The sequence below is a fragment of the Stenotrophomonas sp. TWI1149 genome, from assembly GCF_039673155.1.
Classification (GTDB): Bacteria; Pseudomonadota; Gammaproteobacteria; order Xanthomonadales; family Xanthomonadaceae; genus Stenotrophomonas; species Stenotrophomonas maltophilia_AA.
Genome location: NZ_JBDJLB010000012.1, coordinates 127,039 through 151,717 on the forward strand (window position 1 = coordinate 127,039; position 24,679 = coordinate 151,717).

Here is a 24,679-nt window from a genome sequence, read left to right on the forward strand (position 1 = left end):
GACAACTGTAGCCCACCGACTACAGTTCGTCAAAGCGCTGGGGCCGATCCGCTTTACGCGCGCGGTCAACCCGTGTTCGGGACGCTGAATACGCACCCGGCCGCTCGCCTGAAGGCCCCCTCTTGCCGCCCAGAATCCACGGTGGTAGCGTGTAATTACAGCGTAATTATGAAGAGGCGGCAGATGGCTCGAGACTGGAACACGCTGGCGACCCGCCGCCAGGCAAGGCTGCAGCGGGCCACGGATGCCGGGCTCGGGCGCCTGGTACCGCATGCCGAGGTGCCGCGGCTCCTGCATACCGTGCTCGAACCCGGCGACCGGGTCTGCCTGGAGGGAAACAACCAGAGGCAGGCCGATTTCCTCGCCGAGTGCCTGGCCCAGCTCGATCCCGCGCAGGTCCACGGCCTGCACATGGTCCAATCCGTGCTCTCCCTGCCCTCGCACCTGGACGTCTTCGAGCGCGGCATCGCCCAGCGCTTGGACTTCTCCTTCTCGGGTCCGCAGAGTGGCCGGCTGGCCAATCTGGTCGCCGAGGGCCGGATCGAGATCGGGGCCATCCACACCTACCTTGAACTGTTCGGCCGCTACTTCATCGATCTCACCCCGCAGGTCGCGCTGATCGCCGCGCAGGCTGCCGACCGCCACGGCAATCTCTATACCGGCCCCAACACCGAAGACACCCCCGTGATCGTCGAAGCCACCGCGTTCCGGGGCGGCATCGTGATCGCCCAGGTCAACGAGATCGTCGACACCCTCCCCCGCGTCGATATTCCGGCCGATTGGGTCAACTTCGTCACCGAGGCGCCGCGCCCGAGCTACATCGAGCCGTTGTTCACCCGCGATCCGGCGCAGATCTCCGAGATCCAGGTGCTGATGGCGATGATGGCCATCAAGGGCATCTACGCCGAGTACGGCGTGCAGCGCCTCAACCACGGCATCGGCTTCGATACCGCGGCGATCGAATTGCTGCTGCCCACCTATGCCGAATCGCTGGGCCTCAAGGGCAGGATTGGGACGCATTGGGCGCTCAATCCGCATCCGGCGCTGATCCCGGCCATCGAATCCGGCTTCGTGCAGTCGGTGCATTCGTTCGGCTCCGAGTTGGGCATGGAGCGCTACATCGAGGCGCGCTCCGATGTCTTCTTCACCGGCAGCGACGGCAGCATGCGCTCCAACCGCGCGTTCTCGCAGACCGCCGGTCTGTATGCGTGCGACATGTTCATCGGCTCCACGCTGCAGATCGATCTGCAGGGCAACAGTTCCACCGCCACCCGCGACCGCATCGCCGGCTTCGGCGGCGCGCCCAACATGGGCTCGGATGCACGCGGCCGCCGCCACGCCAGCCCGGCCTGGCTCAAGGCGGGCCAGGAGGCGGCACTGCCCGGGCAGATGCCGCGCGGACGCAAGCTGGTCGTGCAGATGGTGGAAACCTTCCGCGAGCACATGGCGCCGGCCTTCGTGGATCGCCTCGATGCCTGGGACCTCGCCGAGCGCGCGAAGATGCCGCTGCCGCCGGTGATGATCTACGGCGATGACGTCACCCACGTGCTGACCGAAGAAGGCATCGCGAATCTGCTGCTGTGCCGCAGCCCGGAGGAGCGCGAACAGGCGATCCGCGGCGTGGCCGGCTACACCGCCGTCGGCCTGGGCCGCGACCGCGCGATGGTGGAGAACCTGCGCGACCGCGGCATCATCCGCCGCCCCGACGACCTCGGCATCCGCACCCGCGATGCCAGCCGCGACCTGCTCGCCGCGCGCTCGGTCAAGGATCTCGTGCGTTGGTCCGGTGGGTTGTACGACCCGCCCAAACGCTTCCGCAACTGGTAAGGGGCACGCCATGGAAACCCTGCGTTATCGCTTCCCCGGGCAGCACGATCTCACCGAGCGCGATCACCACGCGCTGGTCGGCGTGGTCGCCTCGGGCAATCTGGAAGTCCTGATCGAACCCATCCCGCTGGATGGCGCGATGGAGATCGAGGTGATCACCTCGGCCACCGGCTTCGACACGATCTGGCAGGCCGTGCTGGCCGACTTCGCCGCGCGCCATCCGCTGCGCAACGTGCGGCTGTCGATCAACGATGCCGGTGCCACGCCGGCGGTGGTCAGCCTCCGCCTGCAGCAGGCACTGGAAACGCTGCAGGAAGGAGACGCGCCGTGAGCAGTCACAGTTTCTACGAAGCCGATGCCCGCGAACGCATCCGAGGTCTGCTCGATGGCGGCAGCTTCCGCGAATTCGTCGGCCCTGCCCGGCGCATCATCAGCCCGCACCTGGCCCAGCTCGATCAGCCCGGCGCGTTCGACGACGGCATCGTAGTCGGTGGCGGCACGCTGGATGGCCGCACCGTTCTGATCGCCGCGCAGCAGGGCCAGTTCATGGGCGGCGGCGTCGGCGAAGTGCACGGCGCCAAGCTTACCGGCCTGCTGGAACGTGCGATCGAGGTGCGTCCGGAGGCGGTGCTTCTGCTGCTCGACAGTGGCGGCGTGCGCCTGCATGAAGCCAATGCCGGCCTGATCGCGATCTCCGAGATCATGCGTGCGGTGTTGGCCACGCGCGCGGCAGGCGTGCCCGTTTTCGCACTGATCGGCAGTGGCAACGGCGCGTTCGGCGGCATGGGTATCGTGGCCCGCTGTTGTACGGCAGTGGTGATGTCCGAAGAGGGGCGGCTCTCGCTGTCCGGCCCGGAAGTGATCGAGACCGTGCGCGGCGTGGAAGAGTTCGACTCGCGCGACCGCGCCCTGGTCTGGCGCGTCACCGGCGGCAAGCACCGCTATCTGATCGGCGATGCCGTGCGGTTGGTGCCCGACCGCATCGACGCGTTTGGTGCGGCCGCAGCGGCACTGATCGCCGCACATGTCGAACCGCAGGACCCGCTGGAAGCACTCGATCAGGCACACGCCCAGCTGGGCGCGCGGCTGCAGGCCTATGGCGGCTGCCGCGACGGCCTGGAGGTCTGGACGCTGCAGGGCATCGCCGATGCCGGGCAGCTGCCCCTGCTGGACACCGCTGACTTCCTTGACGCCGTCAAGGATCGGAGCCTGCCATGGAACTGACCCCGCTGCTGGATGCCCTGTTCCCGCTCGGCCATGCGGTCACCCGCGATGACGATGTGCTGGGCGGTACGGCCACCACCGCTGCCGGCGAAGTCACCGTCATCGGCACCGCCAACAAGCTGGAGGTCGGCGTCGACCACGCACTCGCGCTGGCAGCCACCGTGCTCGCCAGCACCCACGCGCACCCGCAGCGGCCGATCGTGATGCTGGTGGACACGGCCGGCCAGCGTCTGGCGCGGCGCGATGAGATGCTCGGCATCAACAGCTACTTCGCGCACCTGGCCCGCACGCTGGATCTGGCCCGCCGCCGCGGTGCGCCGCTGGTCAGCCTGGTCTACGGTGAATCCGTGAGCGGCGGCTTCCTGTCGTTCGGACTGATGGCCGATCGCATCTTCGCCCTGCCTGAAGCGCAGGTGCGGGTGATGGATCTGCGCGCCATGGCCCGCGTCACCAAACAACCGCTGGAGAAACTGCAGGCCCTGAGCCAGAGCTCGCCGGTGTTCGCGCCCGGCGTGGAGAACTACGTCAGCATGGGCGCCGTGGAGGCCGTCTGGGAGGGCGACCTCGCACAGGCACTGGTCGATGCGCTCCACGCTCCGGTCACCGGCGACCCACGTCGTGCGCGTGGCGCCGAGCGTGGTGGCCGCCTGTTGGCGCGCGATGTCGCCGCTGCCGTGGCCGCAGGCGAGGCCTGAAGCATGCGCCGTCACGACCTGGTCTGGCTCGCTCCGCAGGCACCGTGGCAGGTGCTGAGCCCGGGCGCGGATGCGCGCCTGCGGGCGTGGGCCCAAGCGCGCCTGCCCTTTGTCGTGGCGCGACGCGATCCGGTCACGGATGGCGATCAGCTGCGGCTGGGCGTGCCCTTGCCCTTGGCCGAGCAGCGCCAGCGGCTGTCTCTGCAGGTCGAACGCACCCACGTGCAGCGCACCGCACCGCCGCCGTTGCTGGCCGAGGTCGCCGACGCACTGGCCACCCCCTGGCGAGATGCGCTGCGTCCGTTGCTGGCCGACCTGCCCGCACCCACCCGACCGCCCCGCGTGTTCGGCAGCTTCGCCTGGCAGAGCCTGACCGGTCTGTCGTATCTGCACGCCCGCTCCGATCTGGACCTGCTGTGGGAGATCGTCGATCACGCGCACGCCGCGGCGCTCACCGAACGCATGCGCCGCTGGGAACACGAGCACGGTCTGCGCATCGATGGCGAGCTGCGCTTCCCCGGCGGGCGTTCCGTGAGCTGGCGCGAGTACGCCGGCGATGCCACCCGCCTCCTCGTCAAATCGGATGACGCCTGCTGGTTGTCCACACGCGACGCCCTGCTCACTCAGCCGGTGGCCGCATGAACGCCGCGCCACGCCCCGGCCCCTTGCCACCGCCCTCCCCCACCGCGGCTGCGCATCGGCTGGCCCGGATGGCGATCACCAGCCTGCATGCCGAGCTCGCCTGCGCCCCCAAACCGGGGTTGGTCACACCGTGGAGCCGCGGCAGCCACGATGACATGGACGCGGCCACCTTCCTGCGCAGCCTGTTCGCGCTGCGTGGCTATTTCGTGGCGGTCGCCGCCGCCGGTGCGCACAACGTGCCGTTCGATCATCTGCGCATGCTCGGCATCGAGGCGGAAACCGCCATGCTGCGGGCGACGGATGGCATCAACACCCATCGCGGCGCGATCTTCAGTCTCGGCCTGCTGGTCGCCGCATCCGCGCGTCTGCGTCATGTCGAGCATGCTGCGCCCCAAGGTACTGCGGTCTGCCACGCGGTGCGCGACTACTGGGCGTCCGCGCTGCTCGCCTCACCGTTGAACAGCGCCAGCCCCGGCCAGCGCGCCCGCCAGCGGCATGGCGTGCCCGGCGTGCGCGAACAGGCGGCGCAGGGATTCCCGCTGCTGCGCGAGGTCGCGCTGCCCACGCTGCAGGCCACCCTGCGCGCCACCGCTGACCGGCAGGCCGCAATGGCGCAGACGCTGATGTCGCTTGTTGCGGTGACTACCGATCTCAACCTCCTGCATCGCGGCGGCGAACGCGGGCTGGCCTTTGCCCAGCACCACGCGCGTCGCTTCCTCGCCGAGGGCGGTGCGCTCGAACCCGGCTGGCGGGCACGGCTCGGGCCGGTGTGCGACGCGTTCGAAGCACGTCGGCTCAGCCCGGGCGGCAGTGCCGATCTGCTGGCCTGCGCGTGGTTCCTGCACCTGCAGGAGCGCGCATGAGCCTGGTCCTGCTCTGCCCCGGTCAAGGCGGCCAGCATCCGGATATGTTCAAGCGGGTGCGCGGGAATCCGCAGGCGCAGCCGGTGCTCGATCTGGCCAGCGCGCTGCTCGGCGCACCGGTCGAACAAATGGCGGCCGATGCGTCACGCTTCCACAACGCAGTGGCCCAGCCGCTGGTCTGCGCCGCGGCGCTGGCACATTGGGCGGCGCTGCAGACGCAGCTGCCGCCCATCACCGCCGTCGCCGGCTACAGCGCCGGCGAGCTGGCCGCGCACGCGGTGGCGGGCAGCTTCGACACGGCCACGTGCCTGACGCTGGCCGGCGAGCGTGCCCGGTTGATGGACGCTGCAGCGCCGGCCGATGCCGGCCTGCTGGCGGTGATCGGGCTGGACGAGGCTCGCATCGCCTGCCTGTGCGCTACCCACGGTGTATTCCTCGCCATCGTCAATGGGCCCGACCACGTGGTCCTTGGCGGCCTGCGCCCTGCGCTGGAGGCCGTCGCCGCCGACGTGGCGGCCCACGGCGCACGGACCGTCCCGCTGCCGGTGGACGTGCCCGCGCATACCCCGTTGCTGGCCGCAGCGGCGCAGGGCTTTGAGGATCCATTGCACGCATTGCCATTGCAGGCACCGCGGCTGCGCCTGCTGGCCGGCATCGATGGCCGCCTGGTCAGCGACGTCAGCCGTGTCGTGGCGACGTTGTCGGCGCAGATCGCCCAGCCGCTGCAATGGCAGGCCGTACTGCAACAGGCAGTCGAGCGCGGTGGGCGCGTCTTCCTGGAGCTGGGCCCGGGCGCGGCGCTCAGCCGCCGGGTCCGCGAACTGCACCCGCAGCTGGAAGCGCGTTCCGTCGAGGATTTCCAGACGCTGGAGGGCGTCCTGGAGTGGGTGGACCGCGCATGCGCACGCGCATGAGGGTCCGCCGGTAACCGCTGCATCCCGTAACCCTCGATGGCGGGTCGCCATCATGCTGCACGCGTATCAAGTGTCTCGGGAGGGCGCATGAGTCCGCAAATCGCAACGATCATCGGCTTGGTGATCATGTTCATCGTGGCCACCGCGCTGCCCATCAACATGGGTGCAGTGGCCTTCGCGCTGGCCTTCATCATCGGCGGCCTGTTCGTCGGGATGGAGGGCAAGGAGGTGTTGGCCGGTTTCCCGGGCGACCTGTTCCTGACCCTGGTCGGCATCACCTACCTGTTCGCCATCGCGCAGAAGAACGGCACCATCGATCTGCTCGTGCATTGGGCGGTCAAGGCCGTGCGCGGACACATCGTGGCCATTCCCTGGGTGATGTTCGTGGTCACCGCGGTGCTCACCGCCTTCGGCGCGCTCGGCCCAGCGGCGGTGGCGATCATCGGCCCGGTCGCACTGCGCTTTGCCAAGCAGTACAAAATCAATCCATTGATGATGGGCCTGCTGGTGATCCATGGCGCGCAGGCCGGCGGCTTCTCGCCGATCAGCGTCTACGGCGGCATCACCAACCAGGTCGTGCAGAAAGCCGGACTGGAAGTCACGGAAATGGCCGTGTTCCTGACCAGCCTGGGCTTCAACCTGCTGATGGGGATCATCTGCTTCTTCGCCTTTGGTGGGGTGGCCCTGATGCGCCGCGCGCCGACCACGACCGAGCCACTGGTGGCCGGCAGCCAGGCGTCCTCGCGCCAGTTCGCGATCGAAGGCCACGGCGCCCTGGTTTCGGCCGGTGGCGGCACGCTCTCCAATGATCCGGACGCACTCGATGACGTGCGCATCAACCGCGAGCGCGTGTTCACCCTGATCGGCCTGCTGGGCCTGGGCATCGCCGCACTGGTCTACAACCTCAACGTCGGCCTCGTCTCGATCACCGTCGCGGTGGTGCTGGCCCTGCTCTCGCCGAACTCGCAGAAGGGCGCGGTGGATGGCATCAGCTGGTCGACCGTGCTGCTGATCAGCGGCGTGGTGACCTACGTGGCCGTGCTGCAGCAGGCCGGCGCGGTGGATTACATCGGGCATGGCGTGGGTGCGATCGGCATTCCGCTGCTGGGCGCACTGCTGGTCTGCTATGTCGGTGGCATCGTCTCGGCCTTCGCTTCCTCGGCCGCGGTGCTGGGCGCCACCATTCCGCTGGCCGTGCCGTTCCTGATGCAGGGGCATCTGAGCGCGGCCGGCGTGATCTGCGCGCTGGCGATCTCTTCCACCGTGGTGGACGTGAGCCCGTTCTCGACCAACGGTGCGCTGGTGGTGGCCTCGGCCGCGAAGGAAGAGCGCGAGGCGCTGTTCCGCCGCTTCCTGGTCTACAGCGGCCTGGTGGTGGCCTTCGGACCGCTGCTGGCGTGGCTGCTGTTCGTGGTGCCGGGCTGGATGTGAGCCGATGGCGGGCCTGCGCCGGCAGGCCCGCCATGACCCGGTAGAATGCTCCACACCTGCCCATGAAGCCCTGCCATGCCCCTGGCCCCTGGTCCCCGCCTGTCGAAGAAACGCGTGCCGCTCTACGAAGAAGTGGCCGAGCGGCTGCGCCAGAAGATCTACGACTACGAGCTGCCACCGGGCGAATGGATCGACGAGCCGATGCTTGCCGAAGAGCTGGGGATCAGCCGTACCCCGCTGCGCGAGAGCCTGAAGCTGCTGGCGGCGGAAGGGCTGGTCCAGCTGGATGCCGGCCGGGGCAGCCGGGTCACCCGCCTCACCCTGGAAGACCTCAATCAGCTGTTCCCGGTGATGGCGATGCTGGAGGGCCGCTGCGTGCATGAAGCGGTCAAGCGGGTCGATGACGAGGGCGTGGTGCAGCTGCAGGCCCTGCACGATGCGATGGAAGTGGCCGCCGCCGCGGGCGATCTGGCCGAGTACTACCGCAACAACTACCTGATCCACGAGAGCCTGCAGACGCACGCCGGCAACCCGTGGCTGATCCGCGTCACCCACGATCTGCACCGCATCCTGAAGATGCATCGCGGCCGTCAGCTGCTGACCCCGGGCCGCATGGCGCAGTCCCTGGCCGAGCACCGCGCTCTCATGGAGTGCATCCGCAACCGCGATGCCGAGGCCGCCGAGCAGATGATGAACCGGCATCTGCTCAGCCAGGGCGAGGCGTTGGCAGCCTACGTGGCGGCGGGCGGGCAGTTGAACGTACCTGCCCCACTGCCGCGCCACGGCGGCATCTGAGCCGCCGCCCTCTCTCTAGGCCAACTCGACCGTCAAACGGGTCAATGACTGTCCCAGCAGATGCAGCCGGATCTGATCCAGGCTGGTGAAGTAGCACACGGTATCCGCTCCGGCCAGGCGATAGATGCCACGTTTGCCCCCGAGCAGAACGAACTTTTCCTGGTCCACCAAGTACTGGGCGACCGGCGGCACTCCCTGTGCCTTGAGTCCGTCGATATCGATGGGCTCAAGTGCGTCGAGATCATGCAGTGCTGTGGTCATGGGAGGAGAAGGTCAGGATGGGAGCTCCATCGTAGGGTTCGCGGAGGCAGCAAGGCGTGGAACCATCGTGACGACGGCGCGAGTACATGCGTTGGCCGCGTGGCACATGGCGTCCCGCCGTCTCGCATCCTCGCGGGACGGAAGCTGTCCGATGCCTCAGTTTTCGACCGCCGCGATAGCTTTCGTACTTGTTGCATACCGCCATTGCGCTGTCGCGTGTACTTCTAGCACGCATGTATCCATCGATCCTCGACCGAAAGCGTGCACGCCGCGTGGCGTGGCAGGCGACCGTGCTTGCCCTTGGCGGCATGCTCCTGTGGCTGGCCCTGTGGCCCACCACGGCGCAACGCGTTCCCTACCATCTGGCCATCGGCCCCCAACTGGCCAGCCAGCACGGCCTGTCCGGGGATCCCGACAATGGCGGCGCCAGCGCCTATCTGGAGGCGGTGCAGGCACTGTCCGGGCTCAAGCTGGAGCTCGTGCGCGCGCCATCGATCGAACGCGCGGCGCTCCTGCTCCAACACCAGCAGGTCGACGGTCTCGCGTTTTCACTGCCCTCCACGGCATCGCTGCTGCCGTCCTCGGTGGCATTGTCGCCGTCGTTCTACAGCGGAAGCACCGTGATGGTCACCCGTCGGACCGCCGCACCACGGGCGCTCTGGTCCATGGGCGGCATGCGGGTCGGGGTGATCGGCAATGGCGAGTACCGGGCCTTTCTGGCCCAGAACTTCCCCGACATCGACATCTACCAGATGGCCAACGTGGACGAGATGCTGGACGCCGTGGACCGCGGCGCCATCGATGCGGCGCTGGGGGTGGACGCGGTGCTCGCCCCGCTGACCCGCAAACGCTTCGACGAACGCCTGGTCGCGCAGGTGGTGCCTGACGCGCCGGCGGTCGAAATGCGCGTGGCATCGCTGCCGCATCGCGCGGGCGAGATGGAGATGGCCCACCAGACCTTCCGTTCGCTGCCGCTGGATACCCGGCAGGACATCCTGGAGCGCTGGCTCAATGCCCTCTATCGCTCTCCCCCCACCTTCCGGGCAGTGCTGTCCCACTACCGCCTGCAGGTCACGCTGCTGTGCGCGGTCCTGCTGACCATCCTGCTGGCCGTGACCCACGCCCAGCGCAACGCACGGGCACTCGCGTCGCGGCAGGCCAGCGCCGCGCGGATTCTCACCCTGGTCAATCATGAGATGCGCAATGGCGCGGCCTCCGTCATTTCCGCCATCGACCTGCTGGAGGCCGAAGCAGATGCCCGTGAGCGCGACCGGCTGCTGCGGTCCGCGCGCTCAGCGGCCGATGCGCTCAAGCACACCCTTACCAATGCGCTGGAATTCATGTTCCGCAACAAACCGGAGCAGGCCGACGCCGCCTTCGTCAAGAACGCCAACGAGGTCGTGGAAGAATGCCTGTCCGCGATGCGCCCATTGGCCCATTGCAAAGGCCTGCGCCTGGTTCTGCATGCGGAAGGCGCGGACGCCGCACAGGCGCAGTGCGATGCGCGTGCCCTGCACCACATCGCCAGCAACCTCATCTCCAATGCCATCAAGTTCAGCAATCACGGGGACGTGGTGATCGAGCTGCACTTCCTTCCGGGTGTGGGCGAGGTCGGCACCCTCCGCCTCAGCGTGACCGATGTCGGACCGGGCATTGCCCCGGAAGATCTGGCGCAGATCTTCGAACCGTTCAGTGCCACCCGCATCGGTCGCCTGAACCATGGCGCCGGTATCGGGCTCTCGCTGTGCCGCCGCATCGCCCGCGCGCACGGTGGTGATGTGACTGTCACCAGCCAGCCCGGGATGGGCGCCACCTTCGTGGCCCTCCTGCGCGCGCAACGCGGCACGGGCGAAGACGCCACCGATGCACGTGACGAGTACGCCCCAGCGCCCTCCATCGCACGCGCACTGGTGATCGAAGACCAGCCTGCCATCGCCCGGATCATGGTCCGCCGCCTGTGCGGGCTCGGCCTGGACGCGCTGATCGCCAACTCCGGCGCAGCGGCGGTTCGCACCCTCAAGCAGCATGGCCCGTTCGGCATCATCACGGTGGACGGCGACCTGCTGGATGCGGACGGTGGCGATGTCGCACTGGAGATCCGCGCGATCGAGCGGCGTCGTGACTGGCCGCCTGCGCGCATGCTCTCCATCTCGGCGTCACCGGAGGCCATCGACAGGACCGCGTATGCGCGTGCTGGCGTGGAGGTGTATCTGGGCAAGCCGATCGACTGGATGTCCTTCGACACCGCCACCGGATGTCCTGCGCCCTCGGCCAGAGCAGCCCCTGCTCCGGTCGAGGAAGGCCTGAGCATGATGGAGGTCTATCGCCAGCAGATGCAGATCGACAGGACCGGATTGGAGGTTTCACTACGCGTCCAGAACTGGCGTGGCGCCCTGGCGATGGCGCACCGGATGCAGGGTGCCGCTTCGATGGTGGCCGACGTTGAGGCTGTGACGGCGCTGTGCGAGCTGCAGCAGCGTCTTAAAGTGCACGCCATCAATGGAAATCCTGCCGATGCCGGCATCTGGGCGCTGGTGGCCTGCATTGGTCGCGAGACGGCGGATGACGCGGACTCGAAGGCGCAATCAAGCTGCCCGCAGGTACGATCGGCGGAATGAATCACGCACTACAAAAGCTGGATGATGGCATTAAACGTCAGACCGTCGCCGAACAGTGCCGGGTTGCCGAAACAAGGTCGCGGTCTTCCCGATCGCCGTGGGCACGCCGGCTCGACCGTGCTGGGGCAGTTCAGCAGCAACGGCGAGATTGCGATCAAGAAGCTGCAAGGTACGCATTTCAAGGAGCTGTTGCCTTGGCTCAGTGCAAGTATGCCTGTGGTGTCCCACTCCGCCCCCGGCGGCACGGTTCAGCAAAACGAACCAAACTTGCGCGTGAAACGCTGCATAGATTATCTAAAGTCTCCAAGCCCCCCCTCTCAAAGCTTTTCACCATGGTACGACATATGATGGCAACCAATGATTGACAACGACTTTTTTAAGGAATTTGAAGCCAATCGATGGAACCTTACAATCATGGATGAAAATGACGAAAGCCAACCAATTCTCCAAGTCGGGTTAGTAGCAACGTTCTACTTGGTCGACGCATATCTTCCAACGAGACGAAAAAATATAACCGATGCTTTCGAATTGTACTGTCTGCACTTTGGAAGCAAGTTGAAATGGGGCTACCTTGGTGGCGAAGAGATTGTCCAACAAGAGTACAGCTCACTAGCCGTTCAGCACTGCATAGATCTTGCAGATCGCGATGGTCTCTATGAGCCTCTGGCATTTCGCTGGTCTTCCAGAGAAGGATACAGGCACGCAAGCCCATATATGTTTGGCGTATTTTCTCCAGCAGGCTGGTTTGAACAAACACACAACTCCCTCACCACAGTCAGATTCTATTTGCCGGTGGAAGAGCTGTGTGAATTCGGGAGTGAGAAGCTTCAAGCTCTAATCACAGACATGTGCAATCTACTGCGCCCCTTACATGGAGCTGCCGGGCTCGGCATTCAACACTGCCATGAATGGGAAAATTACCAGCACATGGAGTACCAGTTAACACTGGAGTACAGAGGCATTGATTTATGCATTCCCAGCGGCAATAGCGAGTGGCGCAAAGGCTATAGCAATATTAATTGGTACACCTATGTTGCTCACCACTGGATAAAAAAAGTAGGAGGCACAGAAGAACTAATTAAGACGTTTGACGACAGCCGCATCAACGTTTTGCCGTATGAATGGGGCACAATCATACGCGCTGGAGAGTGGCCTGCACTTGGCAAGGCAGACTCCGACCCGCGACCCGAGCTATATGTCAAGATAAATGAAGCACTTAGGCCGTTGCGAATAGATGATATCGGCTCACTGCACTATGGCTCAATTGCTGGCGAGATGCGCTTCAACAAACGCACGAGCAACTTGTGGCTTCGCCGTTTCGATCTTCCCCGGGGCAGCTCCTAAATCGCCGCCCCTAATCAGCACGCGGTTTCACAACAGACAAGCGATGCAAACGCAATGAGCATAGGCGCATTTCTGGTGGGCTAGGTGCCACGGCGATGGCGCACCGCAAGCAGGGTGCCGCTTCGATGGTGGCCGACGTGGAGGCGGTGACGGCGCTGTGCGAGCTGCAGCAGCGTCTTAAAGTGCACGCCATCAATGGAAATCCTGCCGATGCCGGCATCTGGGCGCTGGTGGCTAGCATCGGTCGCGAGGGGACGGATAGCGCGGAGATACAAGGCTCCTAATACGATCCTCAAGCATCTCCATCCGCCCCAGCCCAAGATGCACACGCAACGCCGGTACCAACGTCCCGCGATGTTTGAAGCCGCAGATCACGGCGACCTGATCAAGCGTCATCGCCCCCTCCCGCAGTAGCCGCACGGCATGATCCAGCCGCACCCGCCCGGCGAACGAAAGCGGCGACAGCCCATACACGGCCTGGAACACCCGGGAGAAGTATCGGGCAGGAAGTCCGGCGACGCTGGCCAGGTCGTCAACGCCATGGTCGAGCTGTGGATGACCTTCCAGATGGAGTCGGCTCACCTGCAGCCTTGCCATCAACCCGGCCCGCTGCTCGAGCGATCGCCCCGGGCAGCGGTGCGCCTGCGTGACGATATCGCGCTGGAGATCGGCCATCAGCAGCAGCAACGGGCGCAGATCATTGCGCACCGTAACCCTGCCGTCCGGCACCACGTCGAGTCGGCGCCAGAGGCGTAGCGCGATCTGCATGTCGTCTCGACACATCCGTCCACGGCCCGCGTACAGCGGGTTGGCGCCCTCGCCAAGGGCAGCAAGAGGATCAGCGCTGAAGTGCAGCCCCATGCAGATGCCCAGACGATCGGTCTGCACGTGGGGATCGGACCGATGATCCAGCAGGATCCAGTCACCCCGCCCGAGCCGGAAACTTCCCTCCCGGCACTGCACCGTGGAGGTGCCGAGCAACTGCATCCAGGCACTGGTGATGCCATCGGGCACGCAGACCGCGCCGGGTGCGGGAACACGGACGCACCCTGCCGTGCCGCGGGTGAGCGAGGGCATCGCGGGATTCACTGCACGAAACGCTGGCCGCCAGGCGACGCAGGAGACGATGCGGACGGGCATGCGGGCGTTGGCCGGCCGCCGGCTGGGTTGCAGGATACCTCGGTGAGCTTCGCAGTGGTCCGCGCCTGGCTTGAATGGCTCTGATAGTACGGAATGGCGATGGCCAGCAGTGTGGCCGACATAGCCAGCGTTACGATCAGCTCGATCAAGGTGATGCCGCCCATGGTGCGGTCACCCGGTTTCCGCCGGGAAAGGTGGTGATGTCTCATGGTCCTGTCGCCCTTCGGATTGACACGTAGGGCAGCAAAACGCCGTGTCCGCCCTTCCCCGGCGAACACGGCTACCCCATCCCCAAGCGTTGCGAGGCGCGTGCGCTCCATCATTACAGTGAAAGTTCGTCTTCCTTGGGCCGTGCGCCTGTCATGGGTGTTCCTCAAAATAGGGCTGGCAACCTTTCGGGGCCCATATTTCTTGGCCTCCATTGGCCTTGCAGGTCCAGCCACCAATGCTTGAGTACCAGCGTCAACGGCGACACCTCGGTGCTGCAGGTAGGTACCGACCTGCTCAGCTGGGGCGCGGACAGCCGCGGCCAGTTCGGCGTGATGCTGGGCGGTGGCCGTGCCAACAACACCGTGACCTCGCGCGAGACCGGCTATTCGGCCAAGGGCAAGGTCGAGGGCCAGGCGGTGGGTGTGTATGCCAGCTGGCTGCAGGATCCGGCGCAGACTACCGGCCTTTACGTTGACACTTGGGCGCAGTACGCGCAGTTCAAGAACACCGTGCAGGGTGATGCGCTGGCCAAGGAGCGTTACGACAGCGATGCGACGACGGCATCAGTGGAAGCTGGTTACAGCTTCAAGGTGCTGGACAGCGCCAGCACATCAATGTTCCTGGAGCCGCAGCTGCAGCTGAGCTATACGGACTTCAGCGCGGATCGCCATGTGGAGACCAACGGCACGGTGATCGACGGCAGCGATGCCGGCGGCCTGACCAGTCGTGTGGGCGTGCGCCTGTTCGGGCATGCGAACAGCGATATCGGCAACCGCGTGCAGCCGTTCGTGGCGGTGAACTGGATTCATGGCGCCGACGACAACAGCCTGCGCTTCGATGGTGATCGCCTGAAAGGCGGCCTGCCGAAGGATCGTTATGAAGCCAAGGCCGGTGCGTCGCTGCAGCTGGGCCAGCGCTGGACCGCGTGGGGCGATATGGGTCTGCAGAAGGGCCAGGGCGGGTACCGCGACGTGGCTGGGCAGATAGGGTTGCGCGCCAGCTGGTAAAATTGCGCGAGCGGAACACCTACTCAACGCGCGCGGCCATTCCGCGCGCGACTTCATCACATTGCAGGACATTTCTTGAGAACCATGACCCGCTTGGCCCTGGCGCTGAGCCTGGCCGTTTGCGCCTTGCCGCTACAGGCGGCCGACACCCCGGACCCCGATCGCGCGGAGTTCAATGCGCTTAGCCCCGTGATCAACGCGCTGATCCAGGCAGAGGGCCCTGTCGAACTGATGGAACGAGCGGAAGCGCTTGAGGACGAGAATCTCCTACAGGCCCTCACCCTCTACATCACCGTGGCGCGCGAGCGCCCGAACTCCCTGGCCTCGTACAAGGCCGCCTCGCTCCTGGCCCGGCGAGGCGACGACGACGCCGCACTGATCTATCTGGAGATCGCCGACGAGCGGGGAGTGCTGTTCCCGCTCCAACTGACCGAGAACCCCGACTTCGACGACCTGCGGCAGACGCCGATCTACCTGGCCGCACTCGCCAACGCCCAGCGGAGCTACGATCTGATCTCACCCTCGCTGGTGGGCGCGACCGGTGGCGTGCTGCTTCCCGGCGCGGATACCGGCCCTGCAGCGTGCCGCCCGGTCGTGGTCTGGCTGCACGGGTACGGCAGTAATGGCTTCATGCACGAAGGGTTTCAGTCGCTTGCCGATGCGGGCGCGATCCTGCTGGGGATCAACGGCACGGAGATGCTGGATTCCCACACCAGCTTCCGCTGGTCCTCGAACGGATTCGAACAGACGCACGTCGCTGTGCAGAAGCAGCTGGATGCGCTCGCAAAGAAGGCGTGCATCGACCGCAAGCGCGTCTACCTGATGGGGTTCTCACAGGGCGCCCTGCACGGCGGCGCATTGCTGGCGCAGCATCCGGACGCCTATGCCGGTGCATTGCTGATGTCACCCGGCGGCAGGCAGCCGAACCCGACGACGAGCGAGGCACGTGGCAAGCGCGTGGTGGTGATCAATGGCGAACAGGAAGGGCCCGGCAACCTGCAGCGGGCCGAGGCGTTCCGCACCCTGTTCGGCAGTGGCAACGAGGTGCAGTCCCGCGTGCATGACGGGGAGCATGAGTTTCCTGACGATTGGCAGCGCTCGCTGCCGGCTGCACTGCGCTGGATGATGGTTGACGGAAGCTGATGGGCTGCAGGCAAGCTCGCTCCCTGGCGCTGGTCGCGCTGTTCGCCGCGACCAGCCTCCCATTGCATGCGGGTAACCGAACACAGACCGGTACCGCGGCGGAGCCGCCTTCCCTGCTCCAGCATGTCGCCGAGCTGACTGTGCGCCAATACATGCTGGCCGACGCGGACAGTTCCGCGCAGCTCGCCAGATATCACAAGCAGTCAAAGCGTGAAGCGAGGGATGAACTGGAAGAGATCCAATCGACCATCCTCCTGCGACAAGAACTGCGACGCATGGACGTTCACCGGACGCCGGATGCACCTTCCCTCGAGGCGCTGCGGCGGACGTTCATCGAGCGGCTGGACGCCGTGCGGCGCAACGGCCGCTGCGGGGCTGCCAGCCCCCTGCCGTCAGCTGATGACCCCGGGGACAGGACGCCGCGCGATGTGGCTGTGTACTGTGAATTCGCAGACGTCGTACTTCCACCGGACACATTTCATCCCGGGCTGTCGCGCCACGAAAGAATGCAGATGCAGATCCGCGCAGCGGAGGCGGCGTTGGCGTCGCAGCCGACGAGGCGCATGGAGGGTACCGTAACCCTGCAATGGGATGCGCGCGGCGGGGTCTGGCGTGCGGATCGGGTGTCAATGTTCACATTCACGCGCGGTGTCATGCGCAAGATGTTCACCGACACCGAGCGGGACGCGCTGAAGCTCACTCGATACAGCTACCACGCCGATGACATGCGCGGCGTGGCAGCGCAGGACATGGCGCAGCTGGTGCTGGACAGCGCAGTTCACCGTGACAAGGCCCGATTCCTTGAACTCGCCACGTACCGCACTGTCGAGATCGACGAGGCGCGACTGGCACCATCGATTACCTGGGAAGCGCTGCCCGACGTTCAACGCCGGCGTATGCACTCCAACGCAGAGGCGCTGCCCTGGGGTGGTTATGGGCCTGAGGAGCTGCTTGGCCACCTCGCACCTCTCGCATTCGCCGCCCGGTGCAAGGCACTTGAAAAGCAGTGGGTCTCCCTAGATTCATACGGGCACCCCACCGTCAAGGTCGCAGCCGTATGCGCAGTACGTCTTCCTGCGGTACTGAGCAGCCACGATCTGGTGGGACTACGCGCGTTTCCGCCAGATCAGCGGATGCAGACACTGATCGAACGGTACGCGCAGGCCCCCATGCATGGCAGGGACTTCAACGTCCTGACATCCCTGTTACTGGTGCCGATGGGAGATCGCTGGACGCTTCCGGAACCCATCGAAAACCACACCGTCGCGCTGGCGCTGCTGCTCGCCGAGCGCGCCAAGGAGGACGTGGAACGTCTCTTCGGCTCCTACAGCCCGTGCGACAGCCACTGCCATCCTCAGCCGCGCAGCGTGGCGCCCCCGTCCACGTAGAGATCGCTCATCGCGATATGACCGGCCTGATCGGAGAGCAGGAACATCACGGCGTTGGCGATGTCTTCCGGGCTCGCCAGCTTCTGCAGCGGTATGCCGGCTTTGTATGTCTCCGGACTGCCCTGGATCACCCGCTCGGCGCCCTGCGCGTCCGCCCACATGCCAGTCTGCATGGGGGTCAGGGTCGAGCCCGGGGCGATGATGTTGCAGCGGATGCCCAGCGGCGCCAGCTCCAGGCCGAGGCAGCGGGTGAACATGGTGGAGGCCGCCTTGGAGGCGGCGTAGGCGGCCATGCCGTGGCGCGGGACGCCTGCGGCGTTGGAGCTGACCGTGACGATCGCGCCCCTGCGCCGCGGCGACATCACCCGCGCCAGTGCCCGGGAGACGTGGAAGACGCCATCCGTGTTGACCGCGAACACCCGGCGCCATTGCGCGTCGTCGGTGTCGACAACGGTGCCGGTCTGCAGCACGCCGGCGACGTTGATGCCGAACCCGATCGGCCCGATCTGGGTTTCCACCTCTGCCACCAGTGTATCCACCGCGGCCGGGTCGGTCACGTCCAGTGCTCTCGCGTGGACGGTCGACTGCCCTGCCTTGGCCGCACGCTCGGGCGCCACCACGTCGGTCGCGACCACGACGCAGCCGCTCTCGTGCAGCTGCTCGACCAGTGCCGCCCCGATGCCGCCGCCCGCACCGGTGACCAGTGCGATGGTGCCGTCGAATCCAGTGAGTTTCATTCGGGTGTCCTGTGTAGGTCGTGCCGCAGAAGATGCGCATCCAGCCAGGGCGCGATCTGCGCCACGGCATCGCGGCCGGTGAGTTCGGCGTGCAGGTAAGGAAGGTCGATCGCCTCCACGCGGGCGGCATGGGCCTGCCACAACGCGGACTGCAGCTGCGGGCGGGCGACATGGTCGCGGCCGGCACGCACGTGCAGCAGCGCGCCGTCGTAGTGCGTGTGGTGATGGGCGCGGATCAGGCGGTTGGTGCCGGTGACGGCACGGACCACGCCATCGAGGACGACATCCGGCAGGTTGCCCAGTGCGCTGTCGCCGCGACGCAGGAACGCCAGGATGCGCGCGCGGCTGTCCAGCTCGGGATGCGCCTCGGGGTCATGCCCGGCGATGGCGAGCAGAGCGCGCAGCGCGGCGATCGGGTCCGGCTCGGGTTCGGCCCGCCAGCACTCGCTGGGATAGGCATCGAGCAGCGCCAGCACGCCGACCTCGTGGCCGCGCCCACGCAGGTGCACCGCCATGGCCTGGGCGAGGATGCCGCCGACCGACCAGCCGAGCAGATGCACCGGGCCGGGCCGGCCCAATGCCAGGATGCGCTCCGCGTAGTCGGCCGCCAGTGCTTCGATGCTCGCCGGCAACGGCCGGGTGGGATCGAGGACCGGCGACTGCAGGCCCTGCACCTCACGCGCGGGTGAGAGTGCGCGGGCCAGGTCGCGGTAGTTCCAGGCGATGCCGCCGGCAGGATGGATCACATACAGCGGTGCGAGCGCCGCATCTCCGCTGGCCAGCCGGATCATCGGGGCCAGCCCATGATCGGTGGCGGTGGGCGGCGCATCGATACGGGCCGCCAGCGCGGCGACCGTGGGTGCCGCGAATACCGCACCCAGGCCGAGGTCGCAGCGCCACCGCTGCTGGATCGCCAGCAGCAGATGCACGGCACTGAGCGAGTCGCCGCCCAGGGCGAAGAAATCGGCATCGGCACTGACCGGTGTGCTCAGCCCCAGCGTTTCGGCGAACAGCGCCGCCAGCGCCTGCTCGGTCGCGCCGCGCGGCGCCACGCCCGAGGCGGACGCCTGCGCCGGTGCGGGCAACGCGGCGCGATCCAGTTTGCCGTTGGCCGTGACCGGCCAGTGCTCCAGTGCCACGAAGGCAGCGGGCACCATGTAGTCCGGCAGCCGGTTGGCCAGATGCCCCCGCAGCGTCTCCAGCGCAGGGCCACCCGCGTTGAGGTAGGCCACCAGCCGCGGCTCGCCGGGGCGGTCTTCGCGCAGCAGCACTTCCGCCCGGGTGACGCCCGGTGCCGAACGCAGTGCAGCGTCGATTTCGCCGAGCTCGATACGCAGGCCGCGCAGCTTGACCTGGTGATCGCTGCGGCCGAGATACTCCACCGCCCCGTCTTCGCGCCAGCGCGCCACGTCGCCGGTGCGATACAGGCGTCCGCCGGCAACGAACGGATCGGGCAGGAAGCGCTCGGCGGTCAGATCGTCGCGCCCCAGATAGCCGCGTGCCAGCTGCACCCCGCCGAGATACAGATCGCCGGCGACGCCGGGCGGCAGCGGTTGCATGACGGCATCGAGCACGTACAGGCGGGTGTTCCAGACCGGATGGCCGATCGGCACCGGCGCGGACGTGTCGTCCTGGCTGGCGGGCCAGAAGCTGACATCCACGGCCGCCTCGGTGGGGCCGTAGAGATTGTGCAGCTCGGCCTGGGCCGTGGCATGGAAGCGGTCACGCAGTGCGGCATCCAGTGCCTCGCCACTGGTGAACACGCGGCGCAGCTGCAGCCCACGCGCGGCCGGGGCGGCCAGGAACGCGGCCAGCATCGACGGCACGAAATGCAGGGTGGTGATCGCCTGCTGGCGGATCAGTGCGGCCAGCGCCAGCGGATCACGATGCGCCTCGGGCGGGGCCACCACCAGGGTGGCACCGCTGATCATCGGCAGGAAGAACTCCCACACCGAGACATCGAAGGTGGCCGGGGTCTTCTGCAGGATGCGGTCGTCGGGCTGGATCGCGTACTGCTCGCGCATCCACTCCAGCCGGTTGACGATGGCGCGGTGCTCGATCAGCACGCCCTTGGGCTCGCCGGTGGAGCCGGAGGTATAGATGACATAGGCCGCATCGTCCGGCTGCGGCACGATGGTCAGTGTGGCGTCGTTGTGGCGCTGCCACTGGGCCGGGTCCAGCACGGGTGTGCCCGGGAACCGCGCGCGATCCTCTGCCAGCGCCAGCACGCAGACCGGCTGCGCCGAGCGCAGGATCCGGGCCAGGCGCTCGTCCGGATGGGCCAGGTCCACCGGCAGGTAGGCGCCACCGGCACGCAGCACGGCGACCAGGGCGATGATCAGCTCCAGCGAGCGCGGCAGCGCCACCACCACCCTCGCCTCGCGGCCCACGCCCTGGGCCTGCAGCTGCAGGGCCAGCGCACGGCTGCGCTGCTCCAGCTCGGCGAAGCTCAGCTGATGCGCGCCGAAGACGACCGCGGTGGCCGTCGGCGTCGCTGCCATCCGTGCGGTGATCAGCGCGGCCAGGCTGAGCTCGGGCACCGGATGCGCCGTGGCATTGATGTCATGCAGATAGCGCTGCGCTTCGGCGGGCGTGCACAGCGTTACCGAAGCGATCGTGCCGCCGGTGGCCTGGACGTCCAGCGCGGCCGACACGAAATGCAGCAGGCGCGCGGCATGCGCCTGCACCTGTGTGGGGGTGTACAGCGTGGGATTGGCCTCGATCTCCAGATCGAGCACGGCCGTGCCATCCCCGCGGAAGCCGAGCGTCACGTCATCGACCGGACCGGTGGAAAGTACGTCGAGCGTCGCAGTGACGCCGGCCAGCTGCAGCGGCCGATAGAACGGCTGCACATTGACCAGCGGACCATGCAGGCGGCGCTGGCCGCCGATCAGGCCGAGGTCGCGCCGCAGCTGCTCACCCCGGTAGCGACCATGGCGCCGGCCCCGCATCAGGCGCATCGCGATATCGCGCACATACGCATCCACGCTGTCGTGCGTGGCCGCGACCCGCAGCGGCAGCACGTTCATCACCATCGCCGGGACGCGGGCGGAGACGCTGCCGAGGCGACCCATGAAGGGCACGCCGATCACCGCCTCCGCTTCAGCACTGATCCGGCGGCAGTACTCCGCGCCGAGCGCGGTCAGCAGGTCCGGCCAGGGCTGGCCGATCGCGGCCGCCGCCGCGTGCAGGCGCTCGCGCAGCGCGGTGTCGATCGGCTGCACGTGGCGCAGCGCATCTGCTGCGGCCGGCGCCACGCCCGCCTGCAGCCCGGTGGCGGCCGGCGCACCGGCCATGGCATCGCGCCAGTAAGCGGCATCGCGGGTGCGGCGCTCGCTGTCACGGTACTGGGCGTCTTCATCCAGCACGGGCAGCAACGGTGCCACCGCAGCCTGCTGCGGATGACCCGCATACAGCGCGCAGACGCGCTCGGTCAGCAGGCCCATGCCGTAGCCGTCGGTGGCCAGGTGATGCACGCGCAGGTACCAGACGCTGCGCGCCGGACCGAGCAGGAACAGACGCTGCTGGCTGAGCCGATCGCGGGCGGGATCGACCGGGCTGAGCCGGTCGCGCTGCATGGCCTCGCGCGCGGCGGCGGCGGGGTCCGGCTGATCGGACAGATCCAGCACCTGCAACGTCGGCGTGTGCTGCGGGTCGAGCCACTGGCCGGGCGCGCCCTGCGCGTCCTCGACGATGCGCAGGGCCAGCGCCTCCGCTTCCTGCGCGGCCTGATCGGCGGCACGCACGAAAGCCGCGACATCCAGCGCACCCTCGATCCAGACGGCGTGGGCGGTGTTGAACGCGGGACTGTCCGGCGCCAGCCGCTGGGCATACCACAGGCCCGCCTGGGCCTCGCTCAGCCCGCGGACGATGGGCCCGGCCGCGCCCGGCACCGCACGGGCAGTCATGCGCTGGCCGCCGCCTCGGCCTGCAGCCGCTGCACCACGGTCCACCAGCCGCCCAGCGTGGCGTGTTCGGCCAGATGACTGAATTCCAGCGGGATGCCGGTGTTGCCCCAGGCCAGTACCAGGCCGAGTACGCGCATCGAATCCAGCCCGAGGTCCATCAGGTTCTCGTCGTCCTGGACGTCCTCGGGGGCTTCGCCGAGCATCCCGGCGACATCGGCGCGCATGCGCTCCAGGGTCAGTGCGGTCATGCCAGCGTCTCCAGCAGCTGATCGGTGGTCATCGGCACGCCACAGGTGCGGGCGATCCAGTGCAGGGCCAGGTCATGGTCGGCCCGCGAGAAATCGGCGACCGCGTCGGCGGCGATGAAACTCTCGATGTCGCGCTGGAAGCCTTCGGCGACCGTGGCGGTACAGCCGATATGCGCGTAGACGCCGGTGACCAGCAACTGGTCGCGGCCACGCGCGCGCATCATGGTTTCCAGGTTGCTGCGCTGGAATGCGCTGTAGCGGTGTTTGACCAGGACATGGTCGCCCTCCACCGGGGCCACGGCCTCGATGATGGCTTCGTGTTCCTCGGTGGCGGACATGCCCGGGCCCCACAGATCGGCCTGCAGGCCACGGTCACGCCGGTCCTGGTTGCCGCGCTGGGCGGTGTAGAACACCGGGATGCCACGCGCACGGCAGTGCGTGAGCAGGCGCGCGATGTTGGCGACGGCCGGGGCCAGCGGTGCCGCATCCGGCGCGAAGGCGGCCAGGAAGTAGCGCTGCATGTCATGCACCAGCAGCGCCACGCGCGCGGTGTCCGGTTGCCACGCGCCGCGCGGGGTCGGCAGCTCGGCCTGGGTCGGCAGCGGATACGGTTGGATCTTGGGCAGCGCCATCAGCGCGTTTCTCCTGTCTGTTGCATGAAACGTTCGCGCAGCTGGGCACGCAGTTCGCGACGGCTGATCTTGCCGACCGCGGTGGTGCCGAAGGCATCGACGAACACGATCTGGTCCGGCACTTTGAACGCGGCCAGGCCGCGGCTGCGGACCCAGGCCTTGAGGCTGGCGGCCTTGGTCGGCTCGCCCTGGGCAATGATGAAGGCGCAGCTGCGCTCACCCAGGTAGTCATCGGGGATCGAGACCACGGCGGCATCGAACACACTCGGGTGCGCCAGCAGGTGGTCCTCGATTTCTTCCGCGGAGATTTTCTCGCCGGCGCGGTTGATGTGGTCGCTGGCCCTGCCCTGCACCACCAGATAGCCGCCCGGCAGCCGCTGGACCATGTCCCCGGTGCGGTAGAAGCCATCTTCGGTGAAGGCACGCGCATTGGCGGCCGGATCGTTGTGGTAGGCGCGGATCGTATAGGGGCCGCGGGTGAGCAGATGCCCGGTTTCACTTTCTGCGACCGGGTTGCCGTGGTCATCGACCACCAGCACCTCGTCGTCTTCGCTGATCGGGCGCCCCTGGGTGGAGACGATGAGGTCGTCGCTGTCGTGCAGGCGCGTGTAGTTGACCAGGCCCTCGGCCATGCCGAACACCTGCTGCAGCGTGCAGCCCAGCCCGGCGATGACGCGGCGCGCAGCTTCCGGCACCAGCTTGGCACCGCCGACCTGCACTACCTGCAGGCTGGAAAGATCGTGGACTGTCGTCGCGGCGGCCTGGGCCCACAGCAGCGCCAGCGGCGGCACCAGGCCGACACAGGTGACCCGTTCGCGCGCGATCAAGGGAAACGCGGCGTCCGGGCCCGCACCCGGGCTGAGCACCACGCGTCCCCCGGCGTACAGCGTGCCGAAGAACCCCGGCGAGCTCATCGGGAAGTTGTGCGCGGCCGGCAGCGCGACCAGATAGACGCTGTCCCGGGTGATGCCGCAGATCGCGTTGCTGGCGCGGAACGAATACAGATAGTCGTCATGCGTGCGCGGGATCAGCTTGGACAGGCCGGTGCTGCCGCCGGAAATCTGCAGGAACGCGACCGACTGCGGGTCCGGATCGAGAGGCGCTGTTCGAGGTCACCGGCCAGCGTATCGAGCGCGGTGAACCCGGCCGCGTCACCGGCGATGACGACGTGCTGCACGTCCGGCACCTGCGACTGCAGCTCGCGCGCCAGCGTGCGGTAGTCGAAGCCGTCATGGTTCGCGGCGGCGATGTACGCACTGGCTTCGGCCTTGCGCGCGAAATGCGTGACTTCGGTGATCCGGTGCGCGGGCAGCGCATACACGGGAATCAGGCCGGCACGGAACAGGCCACAGACCACGGTGACGAACTCGGGCACGTTGCCGAGCTGGACCACCACCCGGTCACCCGGTGCCAGTCCCTGGGCCAGCAGGCCGGCACCGATGCGGCCGGCCTCCTGCCACAGCTGCGCATAGGTCAGGCGCGTATCGCCACCGACTATGGCGATGTCACCGGCGAAGCGCTCGGCGCGCTCGCGCAGGAAACCCGGGAAGGTCTCGCCGCGCCAGTGCCCGGCAGCGCGGTAACGCGCGACCAGGGCCGGTGGCCAGACCTGGCGCAGCGGCACCCGGGAGGAAGAAAAGGATGCGTTCATG

At 67.3% G+C, this 24,679-nt stretch carries 21 protein-coding genes and 1 pseudogene; 14 read left to right on the forward strand and 8 right to left on the reverse strand.

All coding sequences use genetic code 11. The features are described 5' to 3' along the window. The first annotated feature begins 183 nt into the window (after positions 1-183). The 9 genes from mdcA to ABE424_RS14780 all read left to right on the forward strand — a co-directional run bounded on the left by mdcA (position 184) and on the right by ABE424_RS14780 (position 8,391). Positions 184-1,827 (forward strand): malonate decarboxylase subunit alpha, encoded by a 1,644-nt coding sequence (gene mdcA, locus ABE424_RS14740; RefSeq protein ID WP_346491148.1) that lies wholly within the window; start codon positions 184-186, stop codon positions 1,825-1,827. A 10-nt stretch (positions 1,828-1,837) separates the two neighbouring features. Then, the gene (gene mdcC, locus ABE424_RS14745) at positions 1,838-2,158 is read left to right on the forward strand and encodes a malonate decarboxylase acyl carrier protein (RefSeq protein ID WP_346491147.1); all 321 of its coding nucleotides are present in this window, start codon (positions 1,838-1,840) and stop codon (positions 2,156-2,158) included. Next, the gene (locus tag ABE424_RS14750) at positions 2,155-3,051 is read left to right on the forward strand and encodes a biotin-independent malonate decarboxylase subunit beta (RefSeq protein ID WP_346491146.1); all 897 of its coding nucleotides are present in this window, start codon (positions 2,155-2,157) and stop codon (positions 3,049-3,051) included. The genes mdcC and ABE424_RS14750 overlap by 4 nt, the downstream gene beginning before the upstream one ends. Beyond that, positions 3,042-3,746, forward strand: coding sequence for a biotin-independent malonate decarboxylase subunit gamma (mdcE, locus tag ABE424_RS14755; RefSeq protein WP_346491145.1), 705 nt, complete (start codon positions 3,042-3,044; stop codon positions 3,744-3,746). Before ABE424_RS14750 ends, mdcE begins: the two co-directional genes overlap by 10 nt. A 3-nt stretch (positions 3,747-3,749) precedes the next feature. Further along, positions 3,750-4,388 carry a malonate decarboxylase holo-[acyl-carrier-protein] synthase gene (mdcG, locus tag ABE424_RS14760; RefSeq protein WP_346491144.1) on the forward strand — a complete coding sequence of 213 codons (639 nt, stop codon included), beginning with the start codon at positions 3,750-3,752 and terminating at the stop codon, positions 4,386-4,388. Next, a complete protein-coding gene (gene mdcB, locus ABE424_RS14765; protein ID WP_346491143.1) occupies positions 4,385-5,251 on the forward strand; it encodes a triphosphoribosyl-dephospho-CoA synthase MdcB in 867 nt (288 codons plus the stop codon). Before mdcG ends, mdcB begins: the two co-directional genes overlap by 4 nt. Further along, a complete protein-coding gene (gene mdcH / locus ABE424_RS14770; protein ID WP_346491142.1) occupies positions 5,248-6,165 on the forward strand; it encodes a malonate decarboxylase subunit epsilon in 918 nt (305 codons plus the stop codon). The genes mdcB and mdcH overlap by 4 nt, the downstream gene beginning before the upstream one ends. An 87-nt stretch (positions 6,166-6,252) precedes the next feature. Next, positions 6,253-7,596, forward strand: coding sequence for an SLC13 family permease (locus ABE424_RS14775; protein ID WP_346491141.1), 1,344 nt, complete (start codon positions 6,253-6,255; stop codon positions 7,594-7,596). 75 nt (positions 7,597-7,671) lie between these two features. Next, complete coding sequence (locus ABE424_RS14780) at positions 7,672-8,391, forward strand: GntR family transcriptional regulator (protein WP_346491140.1); 720 nt, start codon at positions 7,672-7,674, stop codon at positions 8,389-8,391. A 15-nt stretch (positions 8,392-8,406) separates the two neighbouring features. Here ABE424_RS14780 and ABE424_RS14785 read toward each other — a convergent pair whose 3' ends face one another. Next, positions 8,407-8,652, reverse strand: coding sequence for a hypothetical protein (locus tag ABE424_RS14785; protein ID WP_346491139.1), 246 nt, complete (start codon positions 8,650-8,652; stop codon positions 8,407-8,409). 233 nt (positions 8,653-8,885) lie between these two features. Between ABE424_RS14785 and ABE424_RS14790 the strand changes: the two genes are divergently transcribed. Beyond that, the gene (locus ABE424_RS14790) at positions 8,886-11,270 is read left to right on the forward strand and encodes an ATP-binding protein (protein ID WP_346491138.1); all 2,385 of its coding nucleotides are present in this window, start codon (positions 8,886-8,888) and stop codon (positions 11,268-11,270) included. A gap of 357 nt (positions 11,271-11,627) precedes the next feature. Beyond that, entirely contained in the window at positions 11,628-12,614 is a 987-nt protein-coding gene (locus tag ABE424_RS14795) for a type VI immunity family protein (protein WP_346491137.1), read from the forward strand. Positions 12,615-12,848: 234 nt separating this feature from the next. Here the strand turns inward: ABE424_RS14795 and ABE424_RS14800 are convergent, their stop codons facing one another. Together ABE424_RS14800 and ABE424_RS14805 are read right to left on the reverse strand one after the other, a co-directional pair. Then, the gene (locus ABE424_RS14800) at positions 12,849-13,691 is read right to left on the reverse strand and encodes an AraC family transcriptional regulator (RefSeq protein ID WP_346491136.1); all 843 of its coding nucleotides are present in this window, start codon (positions 13,689-13,691) and stop codon (positions 12,849-12,851) included. A gap of 8 nt (positions 13,692-13,699) precedes the next feature. Further along, the gene (locus tag ABE424_RS14805; protein WP_346491135.1) at positions 13,700-13,918 is read right to left on the reverse strand and encodes a hypothetical protein; all 219 of its coding nucleotides are present in this window, start codon (positions 13,916-13,918) and stop codon (positions 13,700-13,702) included. A 285-nt stretch (positions 13,919-14,203) separates the two neighbouring features. On the opposite strand from ABE424_RS14805, the gene ABE424_RS14810 reads away from it, so the two are divergent. From ABE424_RS14810 to ABE424_RS14820, 3 genes are all read left to right on the forward strand, one after another. After that, positions 14,204-14,971 (forward strand): autotransporter outer membrane beta-barrel domain-containing protein, encoded by a 768-nt coding sequence (locus ABE424_RS14810; protein WP_346491134.1) that lies wholly within the window; start codon positions 14,204-14,206, stop codon positions 14,969-14,971. An 84-nt stretch (positions 14,972-15,055) separates the two neighbouring features. Continuing rightward, positions 15,056-16,114, forward strand: coding sequence for a hypothetical protein (locus tag ABE424_RS14815; protein WP_346491133.1), 1,059 nt, complete (start codon positions 15,056-15,058; stop codon positions 16,112-16,114). Then, on the forward strand, positions 16,114-17,502 hold the full coding sequence (locus tag ABE424_RS14820; protein ID WP_346491132.1) for a hypothetical protein: 1,389 nt from the start codon (positions 16,114-16,116) through the stop codon (positions 17,500-17,502). The genes ABE424_RS14815 and ABE424_RS14820 overlap by 1 nt, the downstream gene beginning before the upstream one ends. Here ABE424_RS14820 and ABE424_RS14825 read toward each other — a convergent pair. The 5 genes and pseudogenes from ABE424_RS14825 to ABE424_RS14845 all read right to left on the reverse strand — a co-directional run bounded on the left by ABE424_RS14825 (position 17,469) and on the right by ABE424_RS14845 (position 24,678). Further along, positions 17,469-18,239, reverse strand: coding sequence for a 2,3-dihydro-2,3-dihydroxybenzoate dehydrogenase (locus tag ABE424_RS14825; protein ID WP_346491131.1), 771 nt, complete (start codon positions 18,237-18,239; stop codon positions 17,469-17,471). The two genes, ABE424_RS14820 and ABE424_RS14825, sit on opposite strands and share 34 nt — an antisense overlap. Next, the gene (locus ABE424_RS14830; RefSeq protein ID WP_346491130.1) at positions 18,236-22,147 is read right to left on the reverse strand and encodes an amino acid adenylation domain-containing protein; all 3,912 of its coding nucleotides are present in this window, start codon (positions 22,145-22,147) and stop codon (positions 18,236-18,238) included. The genes ABE424_RS14825 and ABE424_RS14830 overlap by 4 nt, the downstream gene beginning before the upstream one ends. After that, complete coding sequence (locus ABE424_RS14835) at positions 22,144-22,395, reverse strand: phosphopantetheine-binding protein (protein WP_346491129.1); 252 nt, start codon at positions 22,393-22,395, stop codon at positions 22,144-22,146. Before ABE424_RS14835 ends, ABE424_RS14830 begins: the two co-directional genes overlap by 4 nt. Continuing rightward, on the reverse strand, positions 22,392-23,027 hold the full coding sequence (locus tag ABE424_RS14840) for an isochorismatase family protein (RefSeq protein WP_346491128.1): 636 nt from the start codon (positions 23,025-23,027) through the stop codon (positions 22,392-22,394). Before ABE424_RS14840 ends, ABE424_RS14835 begins: the two co-directional genes overlap by 4 nt. Beyond that, positions 23,027-24,678 (reverse strand): annotated as a pseudogene (locus ABE424_RS14845) (AMP-binding protein). Before ABE424_RS14845 ends, ABE424_RS14840 begins: the two are co-directional and overlap by 1 nt. Position 24,679 lies beyond the last annotated feature (1 nt).

Coding starts and splice junctions, on each gene's coding strand:
- mdcB (WP_346491143.1), top strand. CDS start 4,385: ATGAACGCCGCGCCACGCCCCGGCCCCTTGCCACCGCCCTCCCCCACC.
- ABE424_RS14835 (WP_346491129.1), bottom strand. CDS start 22,395: ATGACCGCACTGACCCTGGAGCGCATGCGCGCCGATGTCGCCGGGATG.
- mdcA (WP_346491148.1), top strand. CDS start 184: ATGGCTCGAGACTGGAACACGCTGGCGACCCGCCGCCAGGCAAGGCTG.
- mdcH (WP_346491142.1), top strand. CDS start 5,248: ATGAGCCTGGTCCTGCTCTGCCCCGGTCAAGGCGGCCAGCATCCGGAT.
- ABE424_RS14825 (WP_346491131.1), bottom strand. CDS start 18,239: ATGAAACTCACTGGATTCGACGGCACCATCGCACTGGTCACCGGTGCG.
- ABE424_RS14775 (WP_346491141.1), top strand. CDS start 6,253: ATGAGTCCGCAAATCGCAACGATCATCGGCTTGGTGATCATGTTCATC.
- ABE424_RS14790 (WP_346491138.1), top strand. CDS start 8,886: ATGTATCCATCGATCCTCGACCGAAAGCGTGCACGCCGCGTGGCGTGG.
- ABE424_RS14820 (WP_346491132.1), top strand. CDS start 16,114: ATGGGCTGCAGGCAAGCTCGCTCCCTGGCGCTGGTCGCGCTGTTCGCC.
- ABE424_RS14795 (WP_346491137.1), top strand. CDS start 11,628: ATGATTGACAACGACTTTTTTAAGGAATTTGAAGCCAATCGATGGAAC.
- ABE424_RS14805 (WP_346491135.1), bottom strand. CDS start 13,918: ATGGGCGGCATCACCTTGATCGAGCTGATCGTAACGCTGGCTATGTCG.
- mdcE (WP_346491145.1), top strand. CDS start 3,042: ATGGAACTGACCCCGCTGCTGGATGCCCTGTTCCCGCTCGGCCATGCG.
- ABE424_RS14840 (WP_346491128.1), bottom strand. CDS start 23,027: ATGGCGCTGCCCAAGATCCAACCGTATCCGCTGCCGACCCAGGCCGAG.
- ABE424_RS14815 (WP_346491133.1), top strand. CDS start 15,056: ATGACCCGCTTGGCCCTGGCGCTGAGCCTGGCCGTTTGCGCCTTGCCG.
- mdcC (WP_346491147.1), top strand. CDS start 1,838: ATGGAAACCCTGCGTTATCGCTTCCCCGGGCAGCACGATCTCACCGAG.
- ABE424_RS14780 (WP_346491140.1), top strand. CDS start 7,672: ATGCCCCTGGCCCCTGGTCCCCGCCTGTCGAAGAAACGCGTGCCGCTC.
- ABE424_RS14830 (WP_346491130.1), bottom strand. CDS start 22,147: ATGACTGCCCGTGCGGTGCCGGGCGCGGCCGGGCCCATCGTCCGCGGG.
- ABE424_RS14785 (WP_346491139.1), bottom strand. CDS start 8,652: ATGACCACAGCACTGCATGATCTCGACGCACTTGAGCCCATCGATATC.
- mdcG (WP_346491144.1), top strand. CDS start 3,750: ATGCGCCGTCACGACCTGGTCTGGCTCGCTCCGCAGGCACCGTGGCAG.
- ABE424_RS14800 (WP_346491136.1), bottom strand. CDS start 13,691: ATGCCCTCGCTCACCCGCGGCACGGCAGGGTGCGTCCGTGTTCCCGCA.